This is a genomic window from Actinorhabdospora filicis, assembly GCF_030269765.1.
Lineage (GTDB): Bacteria > Actinomycetota > Actinomycetes > Mycobacteriales > Micromonosporaceae > Actinorhabdospora > Actinorhabdospora filicis.
On the sequence record NZ_BSTX01000005.1, the window covers coordinates 281,151 to 304,032 of the forward strand.

33 protein-coding genes are annotated in these 22,882 nt (G+C 68.1%); all 33 read left to right on the forward strand.

Features of this window, described 5'->3' with window-relative positions; all coding sequences use genetic code 11:
- Positions 1–86: 86 nt before the first annotated feature.
- The 33 genes from QSK10_RS30555 to QSK10_RS30710 all read left to right on the forward strand — a co-directional run bounded on the left by QSK10_RS30555 (position 87) and on the right by QSK10_RS30710 (position 22,683).
- Positions 87–1,106, forward strand: coding sequence for a phage major capsid protein (locus tag QSK10_RS30555; RefSeq protein WP_285666853.1), 1,020 nt, complete (start codon positions 87–89; stop codon positions 1,104–1,106).
- Positions 1,107–1,159: 53 nt separating this feature from the next.
- On the forward strand, positions 1,160–1,648 hold the full coding sequence (locus tag QSK10_RS30560) for a hypothetical protein (protein ID WP_285666854.1): 489 nt from the start codon (positions 1,160–1,162) through the stop codon (positions 1,646–1,648).
- A 26-nt stretch (positions 1,649–1,674) separates the two neighbouring features.
- Entirely contained in the window at positions 1,675–1,989 is a 315-nt protein-coding gene (locus tag QSK10_RS30565; protein WP_285666855.1) for a phage head completion protein, read from the forward strand.
- 3 nt (positions 1,990–1,992) lie between these two features.
- Positions 1,993–2,391 carry a DUF5403 family protein gene (locus QSK10_RS30570; protein WP_285666858.1) on the forward strand — a complete coding sequence of 133 codons (399 nt, stop codon included), beginning with the start codon at positions 1,993–1,995 and terminating at the stop codon, positions 2,389–2,391.
- Positions 2,375–2,866, forward strand: a complete 492-nt coding sequence (locus tag QSK10_RS30575; protein WP_285666860.1) for a hypothetical protein — start codon at positions 2,375–2,377, stop codon at positions 2,864–2,866. Before QSK10_RS30570 ends, QSK10_RS30575 begins: the two co-directional genes overlap by 17 nt.
- Positions 2,867–2,932: 66 nt before the next feature.
- Positions 2,933–3,679 (forward strand): phage tail tube protein, encoded by a 747-nt coding sequence (locus tag QSK10_RS30580; RefSeq protein WP_490246406.1) that lies wholly within the window; start codon positions 2,933–2,935, stop codon positions 3,677–3,679.
- 114 nt (positions 3,680–3,793) lie between these two features.
- Positions 3,794–4,132 carry a phage tail assembly protein gene (locus QSK10_RS30585; RefSeq protein WP_285666862.1) on the forward strand — a complete coding sequence of 113 codons (339 nt, stop codon included), beginning with the start codon at positions 3,794–3,796 and terminating at the stop codon, positions 4,130–4,132.
- A 35-nt stretch (positions 4,133–4,167) separates the two neighbouring features.
- Complete coding sequence (locus QSK10_RS30590; RefSeq protein WP_285666863.1) at positions 4,168–4,509, forward strand: hypothetical protein; 342 nt, start codon at positions 4,168–4,170, stop codon at positions 4,507–4,509.
- A 3-nt stretch (positions 4,510–4,512) separates the two neighbouring features.
- Positions 4,513–8,550 (forward strand): hypothetical protein, encoded by a 4,038-nt coding sequence (locus tag QSK10_RS30595; protein ID WP_285666864.1) that lies wholly within the window; start codon positions 4,513–4,515, stop codon positions 8,548–8,550.
- Positions 8,551–8,554: 4 nt separating this feature from the next.
- Positions 8,555–9,409, forward strand: a complete 855-nt coding sequence (locus QSK10_RS30600; RefSeq protein WP_285666865.1) for a phage tail family protein — start codon at positions 8,555–8,557, stop codon at positions 9,407–9,409.
- Entirely contained in the window at positions 9,394–11,187 is a 1,794-nt protein-coding gene (locus tag QSK10_RS30605) for a Gp37-like protein (RefSeq protein ID WP_285666866.1), read from the forward strand. The genes QSK10_RS30600 and QSK10_RS30605 overlap by 16 nt, the downstream gene beginning before the upstream one ends.
- Positions 11,188–11,196: 9 nt before the next feature.
- Positions 11,197–11,466 (forward strand): hypothetical protein, encoded by a 270-nt coding sequence (locus QSK10_RS30610; protein WP_285666867.1) that lies wholly within the window; start codon positions 11,197–11,199, stop codon positions 11,464–11,466.
- Entirely contained in the window at positions 11,447–12,769 is a 1,323-nt protein-coding gene (locus tag QSK10_RS30615) for a hypothetical protein (protein ID WP_285666868.1), read from the forward strand. Before QSK10_RS30610 ends, QSK10_RS30615 begins: the two co-directional genes overlap by 20 nt.
- Before the next feature lie 116 nt (positions 12,770–12,885).
- Positions 12,886–13,116, forward strand: a complete 231-nt coding sequence (locus QSK10_RS30620; protein ID WP_285666869.1) for a hypothetical protein — start codon at positions 12,886–12,888, stop codon at positions 13,114–13,116.
- Complete coding sequence (locus QSK10_RS30625; RefSeq protein WP_285666871.1) at positions 13,113–13,955, forward strand: hypothetical protein; 843 nt, start codon at positions 13,113–13,115, stop codon at positions 13,953–13,955. The genes QSK10_RS30620 and QSK10_RS30625 overlap by 4 nt, the downstream gene beginning before the upstream one ends.
- 454 nt (positions 13,956–14,409) lie before the next feature.
- The gene (locus QSK10_RS30630; protein WP_285666872.1) at positions 14,410–14,874 is read left to right on the forward strand and encodes a hypothetical protein; all 465 of its coding nucleotides are present in this window, start codon (positions 14,410–14,412) and stop codon (positions 14,872–14,874) included.
- Positions 14,875–15,092: 218 nt separating this feature from the next.
- Positions 15,093–15,524: a hypothetical protein gene (locus QSK10_RS30635; protein WP_285666873.1), complete on the forward strand. Its 432-nt coding sequence runs from the start codon at positions 15,093–15,095 to the stop codon at positions 15,522–15,524.
- Positions 15,521–16,258, forward strand: coding sequence for a hypothetical protein (locus QSK10_RS30640; RefSeq protein ID WP_285666874.1), 738 nt, complete (start codon positions 15,521–15,523; stop codon positions 16,256–16,258). The genes QSK10_RS30635 and QSK10_RS30640 overlap by 4 nt, the downstream gene beginning before the upstream one ends.
- 134 nt (positions 16,259–16,392) lie before the next feature.
- On the forward strand, positions 16,393–16,794 hold the full coding sequence (locus QSK10_RS30645; protein ID WP_285666875.1) for a hypothetical protein: 402 nt from the start codon (positions 16,393–16,395) through the stop codon (positions 16,792–16,794).
- Between the two features lie 58 nt (positions 16,795–16,852).
- A complete protein-coding gene (locus QSK10_RS30650) occupies positions 16,853–17,287 on the forward strand; it encodes a hypothetical protein (protein WP_285666876.1) in 435 nt (144 codons plus the stop codon).
- 11 nt (positions 17,288–17,298) lie between these two features.
- Positions 17,299–18,108, forward strand: a complete 810-nt coding sequence (locus QSK10_RS30655; protein WP_285666877.1) for an AAA family ATPase — start codon at positions 17,299–17,301, stop codon at positions 18,106–18,108.
- A gap of 11 nt (positions 18,109–18,119) precedes the next feature.
- A complete protein-coding gene (locus QSK10_RS30660; protein ID WP_285666878.1) occupies positions 18,120–18,335 on the forward strand; it encodes an FDXHR family putative zinc-binding protein in 216 nt (71 codons plus the stop codon).
- Positions 18,332–18,658, forward strand: coding sequence for a DUF7574 domain-containing protein (locus QSK10_RS30665; protein WP_285666880.1), 327 nt, complete (start codon positions 18,332–18,334; stop codon positions 18,656–18,658). Before QSK10_RS30660 ends, QSK10_RS30665 begins: the two co-directional genes overlap by 4 nt.
- The gene (locus tag QSK10_RS30670) at positions 18,655–19,035 is read left to right on the forward strand and encodes a hypothetical protein (protein WP_285666882.1); all 381 of its coding nucleotides are present in this window, start codon (positions 18,655–18,657) and stop codon (positions 19,033–19,035) included. The genes QSK10_RS30665 and QSK10_RS30670 overlap by 4 nt, the downstream gene beginning before the upstream one ends.
- Before the next feature lie 74 nt (positions 19,036–19,109).
- Positions 19,110–19,415 (forward strand): CHC2 zinc finger domain-containing protein, encoded by a 306-nt coding sequence (locus tag QSK10_RS34335; protein ID WP_432705381.1) that lies wholly within the window; start codon positions 19,110–19,112, stop codon positions 19,413–19,415.
- Complete coding sequence (locus QSK10_RS30675; protein ID WP_432705382.1) at positions 19,297–19,899, forward strand: toprim domain-containing protein; 603 nt, start codon at positions 19,297–19,299, stop codon at positions 19,897–19,899. Before QSK10_RS34335 ends, QSK10_RS30675 begins: the two co-directional genes overlap by 119 nt.
- Positions 19,900–19,911: 12 nt before the next feature.
- Complete coding sequence (locus QSK10_RS30680; protein WP_285666887.1) at positions 19,912–20,250, forward strand: hypothetical protein; 339 nt, start codon at positions 19,912–19,914, stop codon at positions 20,248–20,250.
- Positions 20,250–20,417, forward strand: coding sequence for a hypothetical protein (locus tag QSK10_RS30685; RefSeq protein ID WP_285666888.1), 168 nt, complete (start codon positions 20,250–20,252; stop codon positions 20,415–20,417). Before QSK10_RS30680 ends, QSK10_RS30685 begins: the two co-directional genes overlap by 1 nt.
- 4 nt (positions 20,418–20,421) lie before the next feature.
- Positions 20,422–20,589 (forward strand): hypothetical protein, encoded by a 168-nt coding sequence (locus QSK10_RS30690; RefSeq protein ID WP_285666889.1) that lies wholly within the window; start codon positions 20,422–20,424, stop codon positions 20,587–20,589.
- On the forward strand, positions 20,568–20,801 hold the full coding sequence (locus QSK10_RS30695; RefSeq protein WP_285666890.1) for a hypothetical protein: 234 nt from the start codon (positions 20,568–20,570) through the stop codon (positions 20,799–20,801). The genes QSK10_RS30690 and QSK10_RS30695 overlap by 22 nt, the downstream gene beginning before the upstream one ends.
- Complete coding sequence (locus QSK10_RS30700; RefSeq protein ID WP_285666892.1) at positions 20,794–22,008, forward strand: hypothetical protein; 1,215 nt, start codon at positions 20,794–20,796, stop codon at positions 22,006–22,008. Before QSK10_RS30695 ends, QSK10_RS30700 begins: the two co-directional genes overlap by 8 nt.
- A 16-nt stretch (positions 22,009–22,024) precedes the next feature.
- Positions 22,025–22,336, forward strand: coding sequence for a hypothetical protein (locus QSK10_RS30705; protein WP_285666894.1), 312 nt, complete (start codon positions 22,025–22,027; stop codon positions 22,334–22,336).
- Positions 22,337–22,365: 29 nt separating this feature from the next.
- Positions 22,366–22,683 carry a sigma factor-like helix-turn-helix DNA-binding protein gene (locus QSK10_RS30710; RefSeq protein WP_285666895.1) on the forward strand — a complete coding sequence of 106 codons (318 nt, stop codon included), beginning with the start codon at positions 22,366–22,368 and terminating at the stop codon, positions 22,681–22,683.
- Positions 22,684–22,882: the final 199 nt, after the last annotated feature.

Sequence of the window (22,882 nt, forward strand, 5' to 3'; positions counted from 1 at the left end):
CCGAGCCACAAGGCCGGGGGCTATCCCCATGCCCCGGAGGGCCTTTGGCTACGCCCCAACACATTATCGTCAAGCCCGAGAAGATCGTGTCCGCTGCGGTCGGGATGCTCGAAGCCCGACTCGTCGTCCCCGGCCTGTTCACCCGAACCGGCGTCGACCAGTTCAAGGGCGCCGACAACGACTCGATTTCCTTTGCCGTTGAAGGTGTGCTCCCGTTCCACAGCTATGCGTGGCGCAACGACCGCTCGCAGCCGATCGTGTTCGACACCTACGCCGAGCGGAAGATCTCGATCTCGTTCAGCGGCAACTACTACTCCGGCGTCCGGGCGACTGACGAGCAGCTCGACTTCGACATCGCCCAGTGGGCCAAGCTCATGAACCCGCAGGCGAAGGCCGTCGCGCGAGGACTCAGCCGCAAGTGCGTGTCCACCCTCACCGGCCAGACCTACAACGTGGTCATCGGCAACACGGGCGCCAACCTTCGCGGAGCGCTCATCGAGGCCGAACGCGTTCTCGACGCCTTCCACGCCCCCGGCGAGGACCGGTACATGCTCGTCGGCTCGAACTTCCGCGCCGCGATGCTCGCCGACAAGGACCTGAACCTCGCCCAGAACGTCGGCGACCGCCAGGCCGAAACCTCCCTGACCAAGGCCGTCATCGACGACCGATTCGGCTTCCGCATCGTGAAGTCCAACGAGATCGGCCCCAACGACGCCTACGCGTTCTCCTCGTCCGGCTTTGTCCTGGCCACTGCGGCGCCCTCGGTTCCGGCGTCCGTTCCGTTCGGTGCGACCACGACCTTCGAGGACTACGCACTCCGCTGGGTCCGCGACTACGACTCCGCCTACATGCAGGACCGCTCCGTCGTCAACTGCTACGCCGGCACCCGAACCGTCACCGACGTCCTGGTCGGCTGGGACGAGGCGAACCAGACCGAGATCGTCTCGGCAGGCGAGCACTTCGTGCGCGGCATCAAACTCACCCTCGACGGCGCGTCGAACTACCCGCCCGCCAGCGGCGAACTCGCGCGCATCACCGGCATCACCGACGCCGACGTGTGGACCCCCACCAAGCGCGCCGCGGAGACCGACCCCGCCAACGCCTAACCGCAGCGCGGCCCGACGCGGAACCGTCGGGCCGCGCTGAAGCTAGGAGGTTCGTGGTTCCACCGCTGGCCACCCTCACGGCCCTGACCGCCCGCCTCGATCGTGAACTCGACACCGACGAACAGCGCCTCGCCCTGGCCGCCCTCGATGACGCCTCTCGCTGGGCCCGGCACTACGGTGCCGCCTGGCCGGACCCGCAGACCGCGCCGCCGCTGGTCGAAACGATCGTCCTGGCCGCCGTCCGGCGGCACCTGACCAACCCCGAAGGCCACGTCCAGTCTCGCGCAGGAGACGAAACCGTTGCCTGGGGAGAGGACGCCGCCGAGGCGTCCATGACCGTCGCCTTCACCCTTGACGAGATCGCGACCCTGCGCATCCTTGCGGGCCGAGCCGACCGCCCCGGCGTCATCTCCGTCCCGCTGACCGCATGGGGCCCGATGCGTGCCAGCGCCCGCCGCCGATTGCGCGGCGAACCCGGATACGTGCCAGCCGAGAACGGCACGGACTTCCCGCTGTATCCCTCGCCGGACTCGCCATGGTGAGCGTGCAACGCCGCCGCGGGCACCTCGTGACCATCTACCCCAGCAAGACCGTGGTGGATGCGCGCGGAAACTCCATCGACATCGTTGACTGGGACACACCACACACCGTCCGAGCCGCGATCATCCCCCAGCGCTCAGGCAAAGCCGAGCTTCCCGGCCAGCTCGCCATCAACGTCGTGCGCCTGCTGTGCCGCGCCGACATCCCCAACGTCACGTTGCAGTCCCGCGTGGTCTGGGACGGCCGGCACTGGGACATCGCCGCACCTCCGGCCCTGCACACCGGCACCCGCGCCACACGGCACTGGTCCATCGACATCCGCGAACGCCCAGGAGGTGACTGACACATGCCTTCTGTGTTCCGGTCGATCAACGGTGTCCAGACCGAGAAATACATCGCCAAGATGCGCGGGGTGCAAGCCGACCTTCGTGGTCGGGCCTTCGAGATCAAGGCCCGTGCAGAAGCGATCCTCGCCGAGCACCGCCACGACGGAGACGCCAAGATCGAGATCGACAAGGGCTGGGTCGACCACTACGTGATCCTCAACGACAAGCGCGGCCAGTACGCGGCGAAGTCGATCGAGTGGGGCCGCGCAGCCGGGTCCTACATCAAGGTCGTCAACGGCGAAGAGATCGAAGTGACCTACGGCGCGATGGAGGGCCTCTACGTCCTCACCCGGGCGTCGAACCTGCCGAAGAAGAAGCGCCCGAAGGTAGAGGTCGACCCGCGTGGCCGGCCTTCCTGACATCGTGCGCCGCGTGGCGGAGATGTCCCCCGTCGAAGACCTTCTCGTCGCGATCCTCCGCGAGCGCCTACCCGGCGTGCACGTCCAAACGCTCATCTCCAACCGGCAGTCCTGGCCGCTGGTCCTAGTGCGCCGCATGCCCCAGATCGGCATCTGGGAAGGCGATGCGCGGTTCGTCGATCAGGCCGACGTCGTGATCCATTGCTTCGCCGTCGATCCCGATGGCGACCAGGACGCGGCGATCCTCGCCGAAGCCGTCCGGGTGTCGTTGCGTGACGCCGCAGCGGCGAAAGCAGGCACACCCGGCATCGGCTACCTCGTCGGATTCGCCATGACCTCGGCGCCGCGCCGTGCGCCCGACTTCGCCTCCGCGCAGGGCCCCGTCCAGTACGCCTCCCTGCCCGATGGCGTGTGGCGCTACGAGACGGTCTACCGCGTCGAGATCCGCCGTCCCCGCGCCCGCCACATCCCCTGACCCTCACCCGATACACGCCCCGCTCCCGCAAGGGACCGGGGCGTTTCTGCATGCCCTGGAGTACACCTGGCCCTTAACGACGCAGCCACCCTCGTAGTCAGCGGTGGCCATTTCTATACCGCACCCGTCGGCGCGCCCATGCCGGCCGACCTCCTGGCTCCGATCTCCCCATGGGAAACCGTGGGCCACACCTCCCTCGAAGACGTTCTCTCCCTCACCAGTGAGGGCGGCGAGGGCACGACCCTCGGAACTCTTCAGGCCAAGGCCCTGAGAACCCGCTACAGCCCGAGGACTGAGGCGTTCGGTCTCACGCTCCAGCAGTGGGACACCCCCGGGCTTCGCCTGTACTACGGAGCCAACGCCGTCACCCTGCCTGACGGCAACCTCGGCGTCCCGCTCGACCCGATCCCCACGATCGCCGCGTTTCTGGCGGTGTTCCGCGACGGTGACGCCCACTTCGCGATCTACGTTCCCAAGGCGGAGATCTTCCGCGGCGATGACCTCGCCTTGTCCGATACCGAGTCACTGGCGGGCCTGCCGATCTCGGTCAAGCCCGTCGCCTACGGCTCGAACAGCTGGACGTATGCGCTGACTCCGATGGGCGCCAGCACCGAGGCGACCGGCGCAACCGCCGGAACCCCCGGGAGCTTCACCCCGGCCGACTCCCTGGCCCCGGCGAATCTCGCCGAGCTGATCGCCGAAGTCACCGCCTCCCCGGCCTCGGCATGGACCACCGGCCAGTACGTGACTCTCGCCGACAACTCCCGAGCCCACTGGACCGGAACGGCCTGGGCGACCGGCATCGCCCCCTAACCACCTTGCTCCCCGGCTGGCGGATGCCTCGCGGACCGACCGCCAGCCGGGCCCCTCGCCATGCCCCCAGGTCCGCGCGACACCTTATATATACGAGGAGAGGTCCGCACCCCTTTGCAGTTCACCCTTGACGACATCCGCAACGCCGCCGAAGCGCGCTACGGCTCCACCGACATTGCCATCGACGAGGCCCGCACCGTCCGCCTGCTCAACCCCCTTCGCCTGCCCAGGGCCCGCCGCGATGAACTCGCCGCGCTCCAGGAGGCGATCCAGGCCGAAGGCGCCGACCAGGAGAAGGCGATCACCGACATGATCCGCTGCGTGGCCGAGACCCGCAGTGCCGGCGACGCCCTGATCAAGGCCACCGGCGGAGACCTGGCGGTCCTGGCGACCATCATCGAGCGCTACAGCGAAGGTGCCCAGGTGGGGGAAGCCAGCGCCTCGCAGAGCTAGTAGATGAGTACGGGGCCGCGCTGTACGCCGACCTGATGTACCACTACCAGGTTGATCTGACCGCCGTCATCGATGGCCGCGGCCCGGCCCCCATGCTCGTCCTCGCTTTGATCATGAGGCTTCCCGACACCAGCTTGACCGTTGCCCACGCCACCGGCGGACGCGAACACTTCGGCTGGGGACGCGATCGGCATCTCTTGGCGGACCTGTTCGACGCCGTGCAGCTCAACACCCGCGCGGCCGGGAACTGGAACAAGAAGGCCCCGAAACTCCCCACCCAGCCACGCCCGAAGACGGTGGGGAACACCGACACCGACACCGCCAAGCCGAAGGCGACGCTGGCCGCCATCTACGCCCAGTTCCAGCAGAGGGGGTGATGCATGGCATCTGACCTGCCCCTCGTCGGCCGCCTCGGCGTGAAGATCATGCCCGAAACGGGGGAGTTCAAGGGACGCCTGTACCGCGATCTCAAGCGGATCGAGAACTCCGTCAAGGCGATCGAAGTCGGCATCACCCTCGATGCCGCCGGACTCACCGAGCACGCCAAAGCCGCCCGCGAAGCCGCGCAGCGTGCGATGCAGGACCTCACCCTCAAGGTCAACGTCGATGACGCCGGCTCCCTGAAGTCGGCTCTGGCCAACGTTCGGCGCGAACTCGTGCGGCTCGGTGAGATCGACCTGCACGTCGACCTCGACCGCGACAGCCTGACCGCAGCCGAAGCGCTCCTCGCCGAGCGCCTGGACCAGATCGCCGACATCAAGCTCCGCATCGACGAAGGCTCGACCGCGTCCCTCAAGCGCGCCATCGGGCAGATCGACGCCGAGCTTGAGAGGCTGCGCGAGATCGAGTTGGGCGTCAAGCTCAACGAAGCCGAGCTGACCGCCGCCCGCGAGATGCTGCAAGCCGACCTCGACGCCACCGCCACGATCACCATTCAGGTCGATGAGTCGGCCGCCGATTCGCTGAAGCGGGCCCTGGCCACCGTTGACGCGGAAATCGCCCGGCGCCGAGAGATCCAGGTCGACGTCTCGCTCAACGACGAAGACCTGGAGATCACGCGAGCGCTGCTCGCCGAACGCCTCGCCGACGTCGCCGAAGTCAAGCTCAGCGTCGACACCTCCTCGACGGCATCGGTGAAGCGTGCACTTGCCACCGTGACCGGCGAGCTGGAGAAGTTCGCCGAGATCGAGATCGGCGTCAACCTCAACCAAGGCGACCTCGAAGCCGCGCGCGAGCTGCTGACCGAGCGCCTGGCCGAAACTGCCTCCCTCGACATCCGGGTTGATCGCTCCTCGGCGGACTCCCTTCGCCGGGCGGTCGAGCAGATCGACGCCGAACTAGGCCGCGTCCGCGAAACCGAACTCCACATCAACCTCGCCTCCGGCGACCTCGCCGCGGTGCGCGCCGAACTCGAACGCCAAATCGCCTGGGTCACCCCCACCGCCGCGATTCGCCTCAGCGTCGACCACAGCTCGGAGGAGTCCCTGAAGCGCGAGCTGGCGCGACTGGACGCCGAGATCGCCGGCCGCCGCGAAACCGCCATCGCTGTCACCCTCGACGACGCCTCCCTGGCCACCGCGCGCCAGCGCCTACAGCAGGCGCTCGACGTCCAGGCCCACGCCAAGCTCGACGCCGCGCGGGTGGAGCTGACCGCGCTGCGCGTCGAAGTCGCCCGCAATCCCGTCGTCGTCCCGGTCGGCGCGAAAGCCGACGATGCTTCGATCCGCCGTGCCACACGCCAGATCGAAACACATCTCGAAGCGATCCAACGGCTCCGCGCGACGATCACGTGGGAGATGGACCCGCTCTCCCGGCGGCACGCAGAACGCCAGATCGAAGACCTCCAGGACAAGATCAAAGACCTTCGGGGCGAGATCAAACCGGATGTGTCGCAGCCGTGGGCGGCGAAGGTCACCGCGACGCTGATGTACCTGGCCCGCCCCAGATCGGTGGACTTCAAGCCGAACGTCTCCCAGGTCGCCATGTCCAAAGTGGTCGCCGCGTTCGCCGCGCTGTCCGGCGCGCGAGTCGCCGGTGACTGGGTGAAGTCGCTCGGGGAAAGCCTGATGCGTCTGGACCGCTCCGCGCCCATCATCGGCACCATCGCCGCAGCGATCGCAGGTGTCGGCGCGTGGGCCCTGAGCGCGGCCAGCAATCTCGCCTCCCTCAGCGCGAGCCTGGCCAGCATCGCCCCCGCAGCCCTGGTGATCCCCGGGATTCTGGCGGGTGCGGCGATCGCCGGAGGCGTGCTCGCCGCGGCCTTCAAGGACTTCGGGACGGTCCTGCCCGACGTGAAGTCGGCCTTCTCCAGCCTTCAGAACACCATCTCCACGGCGTTTTGGGCGCAGGCAGCCGCGCCGATCCGCGAGATGGCCACGACGTTGCTTCCCGGCTTCCGGGCCGGTCTGCAACAGACCGCCACCCAGCTCGGCGGGCTCTTCGGAGACCTCGCTGTGCACCTGGGCACCGCCTTGGGCCCGGCGCTTCCGGGCATGTTCGCCGACCTGAGCTCATCCATCGACATCGCGCGCGGCGGAACCTCGGCCCTGGCCAACATCATCGCCATCCTCGGCCAGGTCGGCGCCGGCTACCTGCCGAAACTCTCGGCCTGGTTCGTGGACCTGGGTGTGCGCTTCTCTGAGTTCCTGACCGGAGCCAGCGAGGACGGACGCCTCAAGACCTGGATCGACACGGCGATGACCGCGCTGTCCGACCTCGGGCGCGTCCTCGGCGGCGTCGGGAAGACCCTGCTGGCGATCGGCACCGCGGCAACCGCCGCAGGCGGTACGCAGCTGGCGACCCTCGCCGACGCGATCAACGCCATCGGCGACGCCCTCAACAGCACCACCGGACAGGCGCACCTCATCGGAGTCCTGTCTGCCGCGCACGACGCGATGAACCGCATCAGCAGTATCGCGGGCCCATCGGTGATCGCGTTCTTCGAGTCGCTGAGCACCGCTGTACAGGCGATCTTGCCCGTCGTAGGCGATACCCTGGGCACCGCCCTGGCCGCCGTCGCCACCGGCTTGAAGTCGCTTGTGGACAGTGGCGGGCTCCAAGCCCTGTTCGCCGGACTGCAATCCGGGGTGTCGGCCCTGGCGCCCGCACTCGGCCCCGTAGGGGCCGCGCTGGGCTCCCTCGGCCCGATCATCGGCTCGCTGCTGGCCGCCCTCGGGCCACTGCTGGGCGCGATCCTCGGTGATGGCGGACTGTCCACCGCCCTCGGCAGCCTTACTGGCCCCGTCAACGCGCTCATCGCGCCCCTGGGAAGCGCGCTGCTCACGGCCCTTCAGGCCGTCATGCCCCTGGTGGCGCAGCTCGCCGCCCTGGCGGGCGGACTGCTCACCGCCGTCCTGCCCCTCGCGGTGGCGCTCCTCGACCTCGGCGTGTCGATCATCCAGCCCCTCGCCGAGATGATCATGGGCATCGTTTCCGAGGCCATGCCCGGCCTCCAAGAGGCGTTTTCCCAGCTCAGCGCCTCGGCGCAGCCTTTGATCGAGATGCTGGGAGTCATTGCATCGACACTGATCGATGTCCTCGGTCCGGCGATCGGCGTCCTGGTCGGCGGTGCTCTCGATGGCTTGATCATCGCCCTGAGTGGACTCGGACAGGTGTTCGAAGGCGCCTTCGGTGTGATCATGGGCATCTGGAACGCCTGGAGCGCGATCTTCCGCGGCGACTGGGATGCCGCCTGGGAGGGCGTCAAGCAGGCGTGGGCCGGGCTGTGGTCGGCCGTCCTCGGGCTCCTCCAAGTCAGCCTCGGGTTCATCCTCGGCGGACTGAAGAAGGGCCTGGGCCTGGCGGTCGACGTCGTGGTCTGGGCCGCGCAGAAGTGGTGGGAAATCTTCTCTGGCTTCTGGTCCATGATCGGCGGGTTCATCGCCGGCTGCTGGACCGACGCCGTAGAGGCGATCTCCACCGGCGTCGGCAACGCCGTGACCTGGGTGCGCAAGCTCCCGGAGAAGGCCAAGGAAGCGCTGGTCAACATCGGAACGGCCCTGCTCGAAGCGGGAAAGTCCTTGATCCAGGGCTTCATCGATGGACTGACGTCGATGTTCGGGACCGTCAAGGACAAGCTGTCCGGCCTGACCGACAGCCTGACGTCCTGGAAGGGCCCGCCAAGCCGGGACGCAACGCTCCTGACCGGCGCGGGCCGCCTCATCATCGACGGCCTGATCATCGGCATGGAGTCGCGCTATGGCGCGGTGCGCCAGTCGCTTCGCGGCCTGACCTCCGACATCGCCGCCCTCGACCCCGTGTCACCCGGCATCGCCACCGGCCGCCTTCCCGGCCAGTTCGACGCCGCCCTGAGCGGCGGTGGGCGCGTCTTCAACTACTACGCCGCCCCCGGCAACTCCCTCAGCTCCGAAGAGGAGCTGTTCGACGCTGTGGGCCGATCCCGAATGGTGGGGTGGTGACTCCATGTTTCTTCAGTTCGAAACACCCCGCGACGTCATCGACCTCGGCGGGATCTCCCGCTCCGGCGCAGGGTTCGAAGCCCTCGCCGGAGCGGCCGGCTTCGGCCTGCCGCCCGTGGCGGTGCAGTACCTCGCAGGCGCCGGACACGGCGCGGTCTACCGCGGCACCCGCGTCCAGCCCCGCGACATCGATCTCCCGCTCTACCTGTTCGCCGCCAACCGGCCCGCGCTACAGCAGCTCCAGCGCCGCCTCTCCCTTGCCCTGGCAGAGGAAGCGGTGCTGCGCCTGGTCGACGATGACGGCACCTCCTGGACGTTGCGCGTGCACCGTGTCGGCGGAGGCTCCTATGTGTACGGTGCCGACACCACCGGCACTCGCGATCTCCAGACCGTCATCACGCTGCGGGCCGCCGACCCGTTCTGGACGCATTCACGCACCCAGACCCGCCGGATCAGCAACGCCGGTGGCGGCAGGGGACTGGTCTCGCGCCTGGTCGCACTGCGCGTCTCGGGCTCACAGGCCATCGGCACCATGGCGATCGACAACACCCTCTCCGATGCACCGGCATACCCCGCATGGACGGTCAACGGCCCCGGCCATGACCTCGACGTCCGACTTCCCGGCGGCGTCGGGTTCACCTGGCGCGGCACCCTGACCGCAGGGGAGCGCCTGGTCATCGACACCAAAGCCGGAACCGCCTACCGGGGAAGCGCCAACGCCTACGCCGACTTTGCCCCTGCCCCGAAGTTGTTCTCACTTCCGGCGGGAGTCACCACGGTGCGGGCCTCCCTGCTCGGGGTGACCTCCGCCAGTTCGATCACGTGCGCCTGGCAGGCGCGCAGATGGGCGGTGGTCTGATCAGACTCAGCGACATCACCGTGGAAGTGCGCGACCGCGCGCTTCACCGCCTCGGGCAGATCACCTCCGAACACCTGCACATCGCCTTCACCGACGTTCACAACGGAGTGGGGGAATGGTCGATCCGCCTCCCAGCGGACCACCACCTCGCCGACGACCTGCGGCAACCCGGATCGGGCATCGTCGTCACCGGCCCGGACGGACACGAGCTGTACTCCGGGCCCACGAGCGCATCGGAGTACGCCGCCACCCCCGACGAACCGAGCGGCGTGATCGTCTACAGCGGAGTCACCGACTCGATTCTCCTCGGTGACGCCCTGGCCTGGCCCCAGCCGGCCAACCCCGATCCCGAAACCCAGGCCGTCGCCCGCGACGTGCGCACCGGCCCGGCCGAAACCGTGATGCACGCCTTCGTGCGCGCCAACATCGGCCCGGCCGCTCCATCCGCGCGCCGTAGCACCCTCGCCGCGCACCTGACCATGGGGACGGACGGAGGCCGCGGACCGCAGGTCACCAAGGGAGCGCGCTTCGCTGTTCTCGGCAACGTCCTGGGTGAACTGGCGGGACCGGCCCGCCTGGGATTCCGCATCATCCAGCGCGGCAACGCCCTGGTGTTCGAGACCTTCGGCATCCGCGACCGTACGAAGCTCGTGCGCCTGGACGTCGACCACAACAGCCTCGCCGGGCACCGCGTCACCATCGCCACGCCCGAGCTGACGCGCGCCATCGTCGGCGGCGACGGACAGGCAACCGGACGCGAGTTCATCGCCGTCACCACCCCTGAGGCCACTGCCGCGGAGGCGGCATGGGGACGGCGGATCGAATCGTTCATCGACAAGCGCGCCACCAAGGAAACCGAGGAACTGCGCCAAGCCGGGCTCGAAGCCCTCGACGACGGCGGACGCACCGCTCTGGCGGTGCAGGCCGTACCCATGGAGGACACCAACGGGACCAGGCCGATGCGGTTCGGTTCCGACTGGCGCCAGGGAGACGACGTGGCGGTGGTCGTTGAGCACCAAGAGGTGACCGCCACCGTCACCGGCTACACCATCAAGGCCGACAGCGACGGATTCCGCGCGGGCGTACTACTGGGCGACCCCACCGGCTACGACATGCGCGCCGCCCTCGGCAAGCGCATCAAGGCGATCGGTACCCGGGTCGCCGCCCTCGAACAGAGCGCGGAACCCACCGACCTCGCCCCGCTCGATACCCGCCTCACCGAAACCGCCGCGCAGCTCGACGCACGATTGGCGGCGGTCGAATCCTCGCCCGGAGTCACCACCTTCAGCCAGGACGCGCGAGGTCCAGCCGATCCGGCCGGCGCCTTCCCGCTCGGCGTGTCGATTCTGCCGACCGGTAGCACCGCAGGATGGCCGGCGCCATCGGGCCAGGCCGTCACCACCCGCACCGCCACCACCGCCGAACAGCGATATAGCACGCCCGCCACCGGGCGCACATGGCTGCGCCACTGGAACGGCACCGCCTGGGGTCCGTGGGACGAGCTGATCCGAGCGTCGGCGATGCCGCGCATCGCGGTGGGCGAAGGGCTCGTAGTGCTCAGCACGGCGGTGTCCACCTACTACCGCGGCTCTCTCACAATCACGTTCCCAGCGGGACGCTTCACCGTCCCGCCATTTCTGGTCGCCTCGGCCATGTCGTCGGTTCCGGGTGTGGTCCTTGAGGTGACCGTCGACCAGGTCACCACGACGGGAGCCGTGATCCAGATGGCCCGCACCAACCAGACCGACACCGGCGTCCGCTGGATCGCCATCCAATAGGAGACCCACGTGCCCGTCCCCGACACCGCCACCCGTATGCGCCTGTCCCTGGCCGATGCCGCCACCGAAACGTCGGCGACCATCCGCGCGGACCTGTCCGCCGGCCGCATCGACATCACCCTCGACCTGCCCGGCGCGACACAAGACGCCTGCGTGGCGCACGTGCGCGCCATCGCCGAAACCACCCTCGCGCTACTGCGCGACCAGAACCCCGGAACCACGATCACCACCGGCGGCGCCATCGAAGGCGTACTGCCGGGTGATCCGTGGACCACCTGAACCTAGGAGGCCGCGACTGCTGCACAGCTACCCCTTCGACGCCCAAGACACCACCGAGACCGACTTCTCCCGGCTGTTCCGCGAGCTCCAGGACTCCGGCGTCGCCGACTCCGCAGGCGGTGCGGGCTACCGCGTCAGCGCCGACTCCTCGGCGATGGCCGTCACCGTCGCACCCGGACTGGCCATCCTGCGCGGACACGCCGCGCACTCCACCGCGCCTGAGGCACTGCCGATCGAGAACGCCGGGCCCGCCAGCCGTATCGACCGCGTGGTGTTGCGACTGGACCCCGCCGCCAACGGCATCAGCCTCGCAGTCCTCACCGGCACACCCGGCGCAGGCGCACCAGTCCTGACGACCACCGACACCGACCTGTACGAGCTGCCATTGGCGCTGGTCTACGTCGATGCCAACGCCGTCACCATCAGCGCCGAGCGGATCAGCGACGAACGCCGCTACGTCGGGCATCGCCTCGGCTGCTGGACGAGCGCAACCAGGCCGACCAACCCCCGAAAAGCGCGACTCGGCCTCAACGAAACCACCGGCAGGTGGGAGTACTGGACCGGCACCGACTGGTCCGACCTCGCCCCGAGCATCGCATGGGGCGACATCGCCGGACGCCCCACCGCGTTCCAGCCGACCACCCACAGCCACACCCTCGCCGACCTGCCCGCGACCCTGCCGCCATCACCGCACGCACATGCGGCAGCCGACATCTCCACCGGCACCATCAATGCCGCCCGCCTGCCAGTCGGCACCGCAACCGGCACCGTTGCCGCCGGCGACCACCGCCACGAATGGCGGGAACTGCTCAACACCCCAAGGTCGTACAACCCCGACCCGCACGACCACGACCAATACGTCGAATCCGACGGGACCGTGGCCTGGAGCAACGGCTCCCGCCGCGTACGCGGCAGCACTCCCGGCGGTTCGGCAACGTGGTACACCGTCTGGATCGACGGCTCCGATCGGTTCACCAAGAACACATCCCGCCGGGCCCACAAGCAGAACTTCCGCCGCCACGTCATCGGCTGGAACCGCTTGAGCCAGCTGGCACCGCTGCTCTACGACCGGCGCCCCACCACCGACCCCGACACGGGTGAGGAGATTCCCGGCCCACGTGACGAATACGGCCTCGTGGCCGAAGACGTCGCCGCCGCGGTTCCCGAACTGGCCGTCATCGACGCCAACGGTGAGCCCGACGCCGTGCGCTACGACCTGATCGGCCTGGCCCTCCTCGATCACGTCCGCGCCCTCACCGAACGCGTCACCGCCCTCGAAGCCGCACTAGGAGCCCGCCCCTGAACCTCGACCCCAACGCCATCATCACCGGAATCCTGGCCGTCATCGCCGCCCTCGGCGGCACCGGCGGCGTCTTGGCCGCCCGCCAGAACAAGACCACCTCCGCGAAGCTGACCACCGTGACCGAACAGGTCAGCAACGGCCATAAGTCGAATCTCCGCGAGGACATCGACAAGATCGCCGATGGCCAAGCCGAAATCCTCGCCGGGCTCGCCCGCCAGGACGCCGTACTCCTCGACCACGGCCGCGCCCTCAACGGTGTCCGCGAAGACCTCGCCGATGAACGCCGACAACGCGCCACCCTCGCCGAACGCCTCAGCGCCCACCTCGACGGCGAGGCCAACCGATGACCTGGACCACCGCAGCGCGGTCCTTCCGCGACCCCAAGACGGGCACGAAACTCAGCGTCCGCATCGTGCAGCCCGTCTGCGATGACGCCAACTACATGGCGGACGTCCTGAAGTGGCCCCTGCTGGGGATCATCGGCAACACCCAGCACTGGCAAGACGTCCCCGCCGGCGACCACACCGCCCGCTCCACCCACGTCGGCCGCAAGGGCGCACCTCTGCGCGGATGGGTCTACGCCATCGACATCGGTGTACCCGAAGCCCGCAAGACCTGGGTCCGCGACCAGATCCTCAAACTCGCCCGAAGTGGCGAACTTCCGCAGCTCAAGTACTTCAACATCGCGGGCCGCCACTACAACCAGAACAACAACTTTAGCTCATATGTTCGAAGCGACGACCAGCATTTGCACCTGTCCTACGAACGTACGTTCGAAGAATCGACCGGGCGCGGCATCTTGCGCGCCATGCACGAAGGAGGACAAGACCTGACCAAGAACGACATCGCCAACATCTTCACCTGGGACCCCGGTGACGACGAAACCGGCGTCAACAACTGGCCCTGGCGAGACGACGCGAAGACCAATACAACGGTTCAGGCCAGGTTCGCGTGGTGGCTCGCCGTTGACAAGGCCCACGCCGCCTACGTGGCGGCATCCGAGGCGAACACACGTGTTGCTGGCCTCGAAGCCCGCCTGGATTCCCTGCCGAAGGTGCTTGCTCCCGCCCTGGTGGCGGCCGTGCGTGCTGGGCTGGCGGACGGCATCAGCAACGACGCCCTGGTCGTGGCCGTGGAGGCCGGCGTCCGGCGCGTCCTCGCTTCGCTGGTGACGCAGCCGAAGTAGGCCCCGGAAGCGACCGCCCCGCCATGTGGCGGGGCGGTCGTCTCGTCAGTCCCCGGTCAGGCGCACATCGTCGCGCGACAGTACTGGCGTTCGCTGTTGCCGTGGTGGTGAAGTGTCGCGGCCGAACGCTGCCTCGATGGGGCCCGCGCAGGACTGGCAGATGTCCAGTGTCACCTTGCGGCGTGTCCGACTCACCTCGTAACGCCGGGTTTTGACCTCCTTGCCACCACAGAGGTCACACACCGTATGTCTTACCGTTACTCGCATTCCGATCCTCTCAACAGGCGAGAGTTCGCGACGCACCATCGTCTCTTGACGTAAAGTGTATGTGGGCGCTCGTTGCTCCCACCTTGCACTTTGTAATGCCCACGGGTACCGTGACGTCGTCGGTGACTAGGTGCGCGTCTTGCATGGGATTCTAGGGGAGTCGGGATGACTGCGGCTGGATGTCGGCATGGCTAATCGCACCAAGATCCGCGATATGGAACAAGTCCGCCGCTGGTTCGAAGACGGCTGGACGATGGCCGAGATGCGGCGCTTCTACCTTGAGAACTATCACGAGGAGACCTCGCCGGCAATGTGGACGGCGATTCGCCGAAAGCTCGGTTACGACTCAACCATCGTGCACGACCCCGAACTGATGCCCTGGAGCCTGGCGCCCGAACATCGTCATCTGTTCCCCGCCAAGATGCTCCGTGCCGAGGCGAGAGTGCGCGCTGGCAAGGAAACCGCACGTTCCCATGAGCTCCAGCTCTGGAAGGCGAAACGCCAGGAACTCGGCCAAGTCGTCTACTATGACGCAACCTGGCCCAATGGCTTCTATTACGTCCCGCGCGAGCCCGGCGACGGTGACCTCGTGGCGCGCCCAGGTTCGCGCGAACTTCTCCCTGCGGGCGCTGAGATTCCCGGCGAGATATAGCCGATCCGGCTATCACCGCACATATTCTGAACCGTGACTGCACTATGTGGACAGTCACACGGTTGCGCCTTGTCATGGACCGCACACTGCGTGGACACATTCCCCGAGCGGACTGTATTGTGATCAACCCCACCGGGAAGTGCCCACGACCGGGGGGAAGTTGAGACGGGATGCGGCTGCCCAGCCGCCTCCCACTTTTACCCTGGGAGGGCGGTCGAGTGGCCCACGACCCGTACGCGGTGCCCGAAGTACACAGATCCGGCGACGGGCGCGTAACCGTGCACGTTGAGCGTGCCGACTGGCAGATGCACATCATCGCGCGTCCCGGCTATGCCCGCGGTGACCTTGCGGCCTGCATCCAGATCGCCGCAGGGATGGGTCTGTGCCTGGTCGAGCACTGGGGCGACTACGAGGCCGACGTCCTGGAGGACGGGGCGTACGTCATCCACCTGACACCCTCCAACCCCTTCGACATCGAGGAGTTCTTATCGTCATCGACTTCACCCGAAGCGACGTCCCGCGTGACGGACGAAACCGGCCACTGGTCATCCCGCCCGGCGGCGGACGGCCGAGGCCACACACGCGCGTTACGACCCATATCGCCTGCCTTGAGGATGAGACGGCGCTTCGCCGCTATGACAAGCGCATGACCCTCTACGGAGCGAGCTGCTCACCCGCCATAGTCGGCGAGGCCGCACGCCTGGACCCCGAGGCCGACAAGCGCCGCCTTGATGAGCTCGTGCTGACCGCCGACCGACTGAGCGGCAAGGACACCAAAGCCGACCAAGGAACCTGGCGACACACCCTGACCGAGCACGCAGACAAGGGCCTCCCGCTTCCAGCGGGAGCATCCCGGGCCGACCTCGACGACCTGGCAGCCTACCTACTGACGACCGCGCGTCTGACTCACCTGGCGGTGGAGACCTTCGTGGTCATCCCAGAGTTGGCCGCAGCGGGTACCGCCGATCGTCTGGCGCATGTCGATGCCCGCACCCCCGATGGCGAGGACGCCGGCATCGTCGTGGCCGACATCAAGACCGGCCGCCTCGACTACGGCATCGCCAAGATCGAAGCACAGTTGGCCTCCTACTCGCGCGGCCGCAAGTACGACCACCGCCGCTTCCCGGTCGACACCACCGACCCGCGAGGCTTCGCCGCGTGGAAGAAGACGGCGCGCACGGCGGAGGAAGCCGCCGCAGCATATGGCCCCCTGCCAGACGTCAACCAGCAATGGGGCCTGGTGATCCACCTTCCCACCGGAAAGGCTCGCTGCGATCTGTACTGGGCCGACCTGCGAAGTGGCTGGGCTAACGCCCAGTTCGCAAGTGCCATTCGGGCATCTCGACGCATGAGGCCCAAGCTTGTTCCCGCCGCCCTAAAGTAAAAGTGGGAGTGATGGTCGTCACGATGCGTGGACGTCCCGGGGCTCGTCTGGCTAGGTTGGATACATCAAAGTGAAAGTGGGAGCAACGAAAGGGGGTTTCAGTGACCTGCCCATGGGAGCACTTCGAACACAGCGTGACCATCAAGTTCGGCGCTGGCACGGCTCCATGGTGGACGGTGCGAGGCGGCGAGGCTGAGGTCAAGGAAGGCATCGTCGCCGGTATCGGCTTCGACCCCGCCCAGTATCGCGGCGTGCCGCTGGCGAAGGTAATCGCCGACGCGGGAATCGCGGTTTTGGCCGCCGACCGCATCGCCGCCGCATTTGACGCTCAGCCGATCACTCCGCCCGGTGACGACCCCGGCCCGAGGGCTGGTATCGCCGGGGCCCCGGAGTCCCCGAACCTTCGGGCAGCGATCGAGGCGGCGCGCAGCCGAGCCGAGCTGCGCAGCCTGTACACCCAGCACACTGCGGCTTTCACGGCCGATCCCGAGCTGCTGGCCGCGTGGCGCCGCAAGGGCGCCACGCTACCCGACTAACCCAACAACCTGGAGGACCCAACTGACCGGTTTTCAGTCTCTCGATGATTTCGGGGGCATGGCCCCCTTCTTCGATCCCAAGAAGCACCTGAACCACACCGCGCTGCTCATCGAGCCGCGCAGCATCGCTCGTGACGTTCCCTCGGTCTACATGGGCGAAGAGACCCGGCGCGACGAGGTCACCGCGCGCGTCACGGTTTTCGCCACGATGGACGAGCTGCGCGCCGGTTCCCCCGCGAGTGATTCCGTCCAGAAGATCACCCATCGGATGCTTGCTGCCGACGCCTCGCGTCTCATCGGCGGGGCCTTCCCGACGGTCGTGGCGTCCCTGGAGCCCAAGCGCAAGGGCTTCGTGTGGCGGGCACCGAGCAGCCAGGTCGCGCAGCTCCTCAAAGCGTATTACGACAAGCGCGGCGCGAGCCAGCCCGATCCCGTGCCGAGCTTCGACGAACCGCCGGCGGCCCCGGCCTTCGACGACGAACCGCCCTTCTAGGAGCCGCCGCAGTGCTGACCCCCATACGGGCGCTGGCGCAACGCGGTGACGAAGGGGCCTTGCTGCCACGGGTGAAGGCATTCGAGCCGCTGTACCGGCTCGGATGCCACCCCCGGCGGGGTGACCTGATCATGATCGCCGGGCGGTCCGGGTCGCAGAAGTCCGGGCTGGCGCTGTACTGGACTGCGGCGATGGGCCTGCCGACGCTGTACCTGTCGGCCGACATGCAGCGGGTCACCGCCTCAGCAAGGCTGGCGGCGATGGGCTCGGGCGACACCTTCGAGGAGGTCTCGAAGGCGATCCAGTCCGGCGACATGCCGTCGCGCTACGCCGAGAAGCTGGCCGGGTTGCCGATGACGTTCTCGTTCGATTCCCCGATCACCTGGGACGGGCTTGACGCCGAGCTTGACGCTTTCGTTGAGCTGCACAACGAGTACCCCAGCGTGATCGTGGTGGACAACCTGATGGACATTGCCGAGGCCGAATCCGACTACGCCGCTCAGATGGCGGCGATGGCTTCCATCACCGAGCTGGGACGCGCCACCGGCGCGGCGGTGTTCGTGTTGCATCACGCCTCGGACAAGACCTGGAGCAAGGTCGATCCCTGGCTTCCGCCCTCCAGAAGCGAGATCAAGGGCGGCTTGTCCGAGAAGCCGACGATCACGCTCACCGTTGCGCTCCACCCCGACGACCTGACCTACCGCGTGGCGGTCGTGAAGAACCGCTCCGGCCCCTGCGACCCCAGCGGGCAGACCTATGCCCTGCTATGGGCCGACCCGGCCCGCACCCGGTTCTACGACCACTCACCGCTCAACCGATAGGAGACACCGCAGTGACGACCTGCACCGACTGTTCTGCCAGCTGGAGCGGGATGCGCGCCGCTCACTGTGCTGGCTGCCACCAGACGTTCGCCACCGTCGCCGACTTCGACTACCACCGCAGCGGCCGACGATCCGCCCCCTGCGACGCTCCGGCCGCCATCGGCCTGGCCCCCAACGCACACGGGTACTGGGGCATCCCCAACCCAGAGGAGGACACCACCACGTGATCTACGAGAACGCCGTTGAGATCAACAAGAAGATCTTCCGCGTCATCGCCAGCTCCGGCATGTACGGCTACGACTGGAACGAAGCCGCCCTGCTGCGCGGCCCCGACGGGAAGCTCTACTACGCCTCCGACTCCGGTTGCTCCTGCACCTGGTTCGGGTACGGCCTTACCGAATCGGACCTCACGCCGGTCGGTTCCTGGGCGGCGGCGGTGGAGCTGATGAAGCAGGACCCCACCGAGTTCGCCGACCAGTACGTTACGAGCTTCGCCGAGGAGCTGGCGAAGATCCGGCCTGCGGCATTCGAGGAGCCGCACTGCACGTGAGCCCCGCCGACCGCAACCGCGCCAACAAGCGGCGTGGCAGCCGATTCGAGGTCGACGCGATGCACGCCGGCCGCAGTTTCGGGCTCGACGTCGAGCGCACCGCGAGAGCGGGCGCCGAAGACGAAGGTGACCACCTGGTCAGGCTCCCCGCCGGATTCCACATCCCGCGCCTGCACATCTGGGAGGCGAAGTCCGGAGCACTGAAAGCCAGCGAGTTCGTGGAGGAGGCGATCCGCGAGGCGAACCACTTCGCCGCCCATCGCGGCCTTGATCGCCGCGACGTTCTGGGCCTGGCCGTCATCAAGCGCCGCATGAAGAGCCCGCTGGACTCCTATGTCCTGACCACGCTGCGGGAGATGTACGAGCGCTGCCCATGACGACTGAGGACAGTCGTCCCGCCTTGGCGGCGGTGCTGGACCACTACGGAATCCAGCACCGCGCCGAGCGGGGCATGACCAACTGCCCGCTCCACACCGACGACACCCCCAGCTTCAGCTACGACCTCGACCGCGAGGTCTGGAAATGCCACAGCTGCGGGGAAGGAGGCGACGTCTACACCCTGATCATGCTGAAGGAGAACCTGCCCTTTGTCGCAGCGCGAACCCATGCGACCGCTCTCGGCCTCGACGCGGGCCGACCTGGAGGAAGCCACGGCGGCCTATCAGGCAGCGCTCACGCTGGACGCCGCCCAGTACCTCGACGCCAGGGGAATCACACGCGAGACGGCGCATTCGTTCCGCGTTGGCACCGTCGCTGACCCGCGCCCGGGACACACCCGCTTCACCGGCTGGCTGGCCATCCCCTACCTGTCCCACACCGGATACCCGCTGAGCCTGCGATTTCGCTGCCTGGCCGACCACGACCACCGCCATGCCGGACACGGCAAGTACATGTCCATCAGCGGCGAGACCTCGCGCGTGTTCAACGTCGGCGCGATCCACCGCGCGGCGCATGAGCTGCACGTCTGCGAAGGCGAACTCGACGCGCTGATCCTCACCCAGCTCGGACTACACGCCATCGCCATCCCCGGCGCGACCAACTGGAAGCCGTACTACAAGCGGATGCTGGCCGGTTTCACACGGGTGTGGGTCTGGGGGGATCGCGACGACGCCGGCGACACATTCAACCGCACCGTCTGCACCGCCCTGCGCTCAGCACGAGCCGCCCGCCTCCCGGCGGGCGACGTGACCGACACCTATCTATCCGGCGGCGCCGCCGCCCTACACGCCCTGATCACCTAGGAGGACAACACCGTGACCACCCCAACACCGACCCGCGGCAAGCCCGGCCGCAAACCCGACCCCATGACGGCCGTGATCACCGACGTGCGTGCTCTCGCCGCCGAACGCCTGAACATCCCGCTGCGCGGGGGAGCCAACCCCGATCGCGCCCAGGGCCACTACGCCGACCGCGCGGCTTCCTGGGAACGCATCTACGCCGAGCGCGACCACCCTGACGGCCGCGACGCCCACATGCTCGCCCGCCTTTACCGAGCGCTCGGAGCGACCGAGGCCAGCACGGCACGTGGTGCTCTGCTCGACCTGGCTGCTGACGCCTTGGCAGCCGTCGCCGACCTCGACAAGGCCGCCTGATGTGGGCCCCGGTCCATGCGGTCGCGCTGACCACCACGGCGGCGCTGGCCGCCTGGTACGGCATCGAGGCCGCACGGGCACGCCGTGCCCGGCAGCGCCTGGAGACCGCCATCGACACCGCTGCCGCGAAGGGAATCCGCATCGCACTGCGAGGCGGGATTGAGTGAGCCCGTGACGGTGTGGCGCTGCGCGACCTGCGGCACCTGGACCACGCAGCGCCAAGACCACACCCGCTTCCAGCGCGACGCGAAGCCGCGGAACCTACGCGGCGAGCTGGTCTTCGACGGGACGTTCATCGCCTGCGGCCCGCTGGAGAAGTGGAAGGCGGTGCCAGCGTGACGCTTCCTGGTGCCCCGGGTCCGACCATCACCGCGATCAGCGAAGCCCTCACCGATGACGCCCGCGCCGCCTTCCTCGATCGCCTTCTCGGCGCTATGCCCGCCGAACGACTTGCCGCCATCCTGCGCCGCCACGGCTTCACCGTGTCGGCCTCCACCATCCGCACCTATCGGCGCTCCGTGCGCCGCGCCGGAGGAGATGCCCTTGAGTGACGAACTCCTGCAAGACCTGCTCGCCACACCCACCGCGCCCGCGGTACCCCGCCGCGATCCGCCGAGCGGCTGGACCGCTCGCCTGATGATCCGCGCCGATGCCGCCACGGCCGAACTGCGCCGCCCCGCAGCCGACGCCGAACCCGGCGAGGACGCCGCACGGCGACTGCTGGCGGAGAAGGGACTCAGCCCCGAGAGCTGGCAGCTCACCGGCCTGCGCACCGCCGAATGGACCATGGCCGACGGCACCCTCGGCGAATCGGTCCGCTGCCAGTTCCGGCGTGTGGATCGCGGTCCCGACCGCCCCGACGTGGCCGAGCTGGCCGCACTCATCACACCGCACGCCCCCGTTCCAGTCCGGCCGCATGGTGAGTTCGGATTCCTCGTCCTGCTCGGTGACATGCAACTGGGCAAGGTCGACGGCGACGGTGCCGGCGGCACCGTCGCCCGCACGATCGGCTGCATCAACGAGGCGGCCGACCTGCTGGAGACCTACCGGCAGCGATTCGACATCGGGCACGTACACATCGGACTGCTCGGGGATCACATCGAGGGATTCACCTCCCAGGCTGGGGCCCAGGCGTGGCGAACCGGCCTCACGCTCACCGAGCAGCTGCGGCTCACCCGCCGCCTGGTTCTGCACGCGGTGACCACGTTCGCCCCCTTGGCCGAGCGCGTATCTGTGGCCGCCGTTCCCGGTAACCACGGGGAACCGCAGCGCTTCGGGAGAGCCGGGATCACCCGCTACGACGACAACCACGACACCGACACCGTGATGGCGGTGGCCGAAGCCACCGCTCAGAACCCGGCTGCGTACGGGCACGTCGAGTACCACCTACCCGAACGCGACGAACTGACCGTGGTGACCGCCGTCGCCGGAACTGTCATCGCCCACGCACACGGACACCAGTGGCGCCCCAACCAGCACTTCGCCTGGTGGAAAGGGCAGGCGTTCAACGCCGACTCGCCAATGCACCACGCCGATCTCCTGGTTGCCGGGCACTACCACGGATTCCGCATCGATTCCGATGGCCCGCGCCGCTTCGTGCAGGTTCCCGCGCTCGAAGCCGAATCGACTTGGTGGCGGCACAAGCAGGGCAGCACCGGCGACCCCGGCCTCATCGTCGCCGTCACCAGAAACGGCCGGCTCCACCAGATCGAATCCGTCCACATCGAACAGCAGGGAGACGACCACGATTACCGCTGATACCGCTTCGCGCGCAATGGGCCTGCCGAACGCCTGCGAAGTTCTCGATGAGCCGTATGTCGACTGGAGCGTGCTGGGGCTGCCCGGCGTGCGCGGAGTCCTCGACTCCGTGGCCACCAAAGTCGCCCGCGACTACGCGACCATCCTTGAGCGCGATGACGTCTGGCAGGACGGAGCGATTCTGCTGGCGACCAACCACGACACCGTGCGCGACTACCTGGGCGGCTACCTCGGGCCCCGCGGTCTGCACCGCTGGTTGTGGTCTCGGCTGATCGACCGGGCCCGGCCGCAGGCACGGCGCGCTAACCGGGAGGTCCGCTGCCTCTAACGTATGACCGCGCCACGATCGAGCGCGCATTGCCCTACGTCTGGGACCGGTCCCACGCCTACGCCTACGGTGTTCCCGATCCCACTGCGGCCCCGCGCGACATGCCGCGGGCGAGCGGTGACCCGTCGAAGACCGGCACGGTACTGGCGACCATCATCGATGTCAGCACCGCCGTAGCGCGCACGCACATGCCACCCGAGGAGCGCGAAGCCCTTCGCCTGCGATACGCGCGGGACCTTATCCCCGTTGAGATCGCGCAGATACAGCAGGCGCCCCGCCGAACGATCGTCAGCCGCCTGGAGCGCGCCGTTGGGCGGCTCGTCGACTATCTGAACGGCCCATACTGAAGCGCCCCCGCCACATTGGCGGGGGCGCTTTTCGTCGTTCTAGTCCCGGATCGGGATGCGCCCGCCGAGCAACTGCTCGTTGTCGGCGGCCTTGCGGACCCGGTCGGACAGCGCGCCGGGCGTCAGCACCGCCGAGGAGTCCGGCACCGCGTAGGCGGGCACCAGCCTCCCCTTGCGCGCCACGACCTTCGCCAGCCAG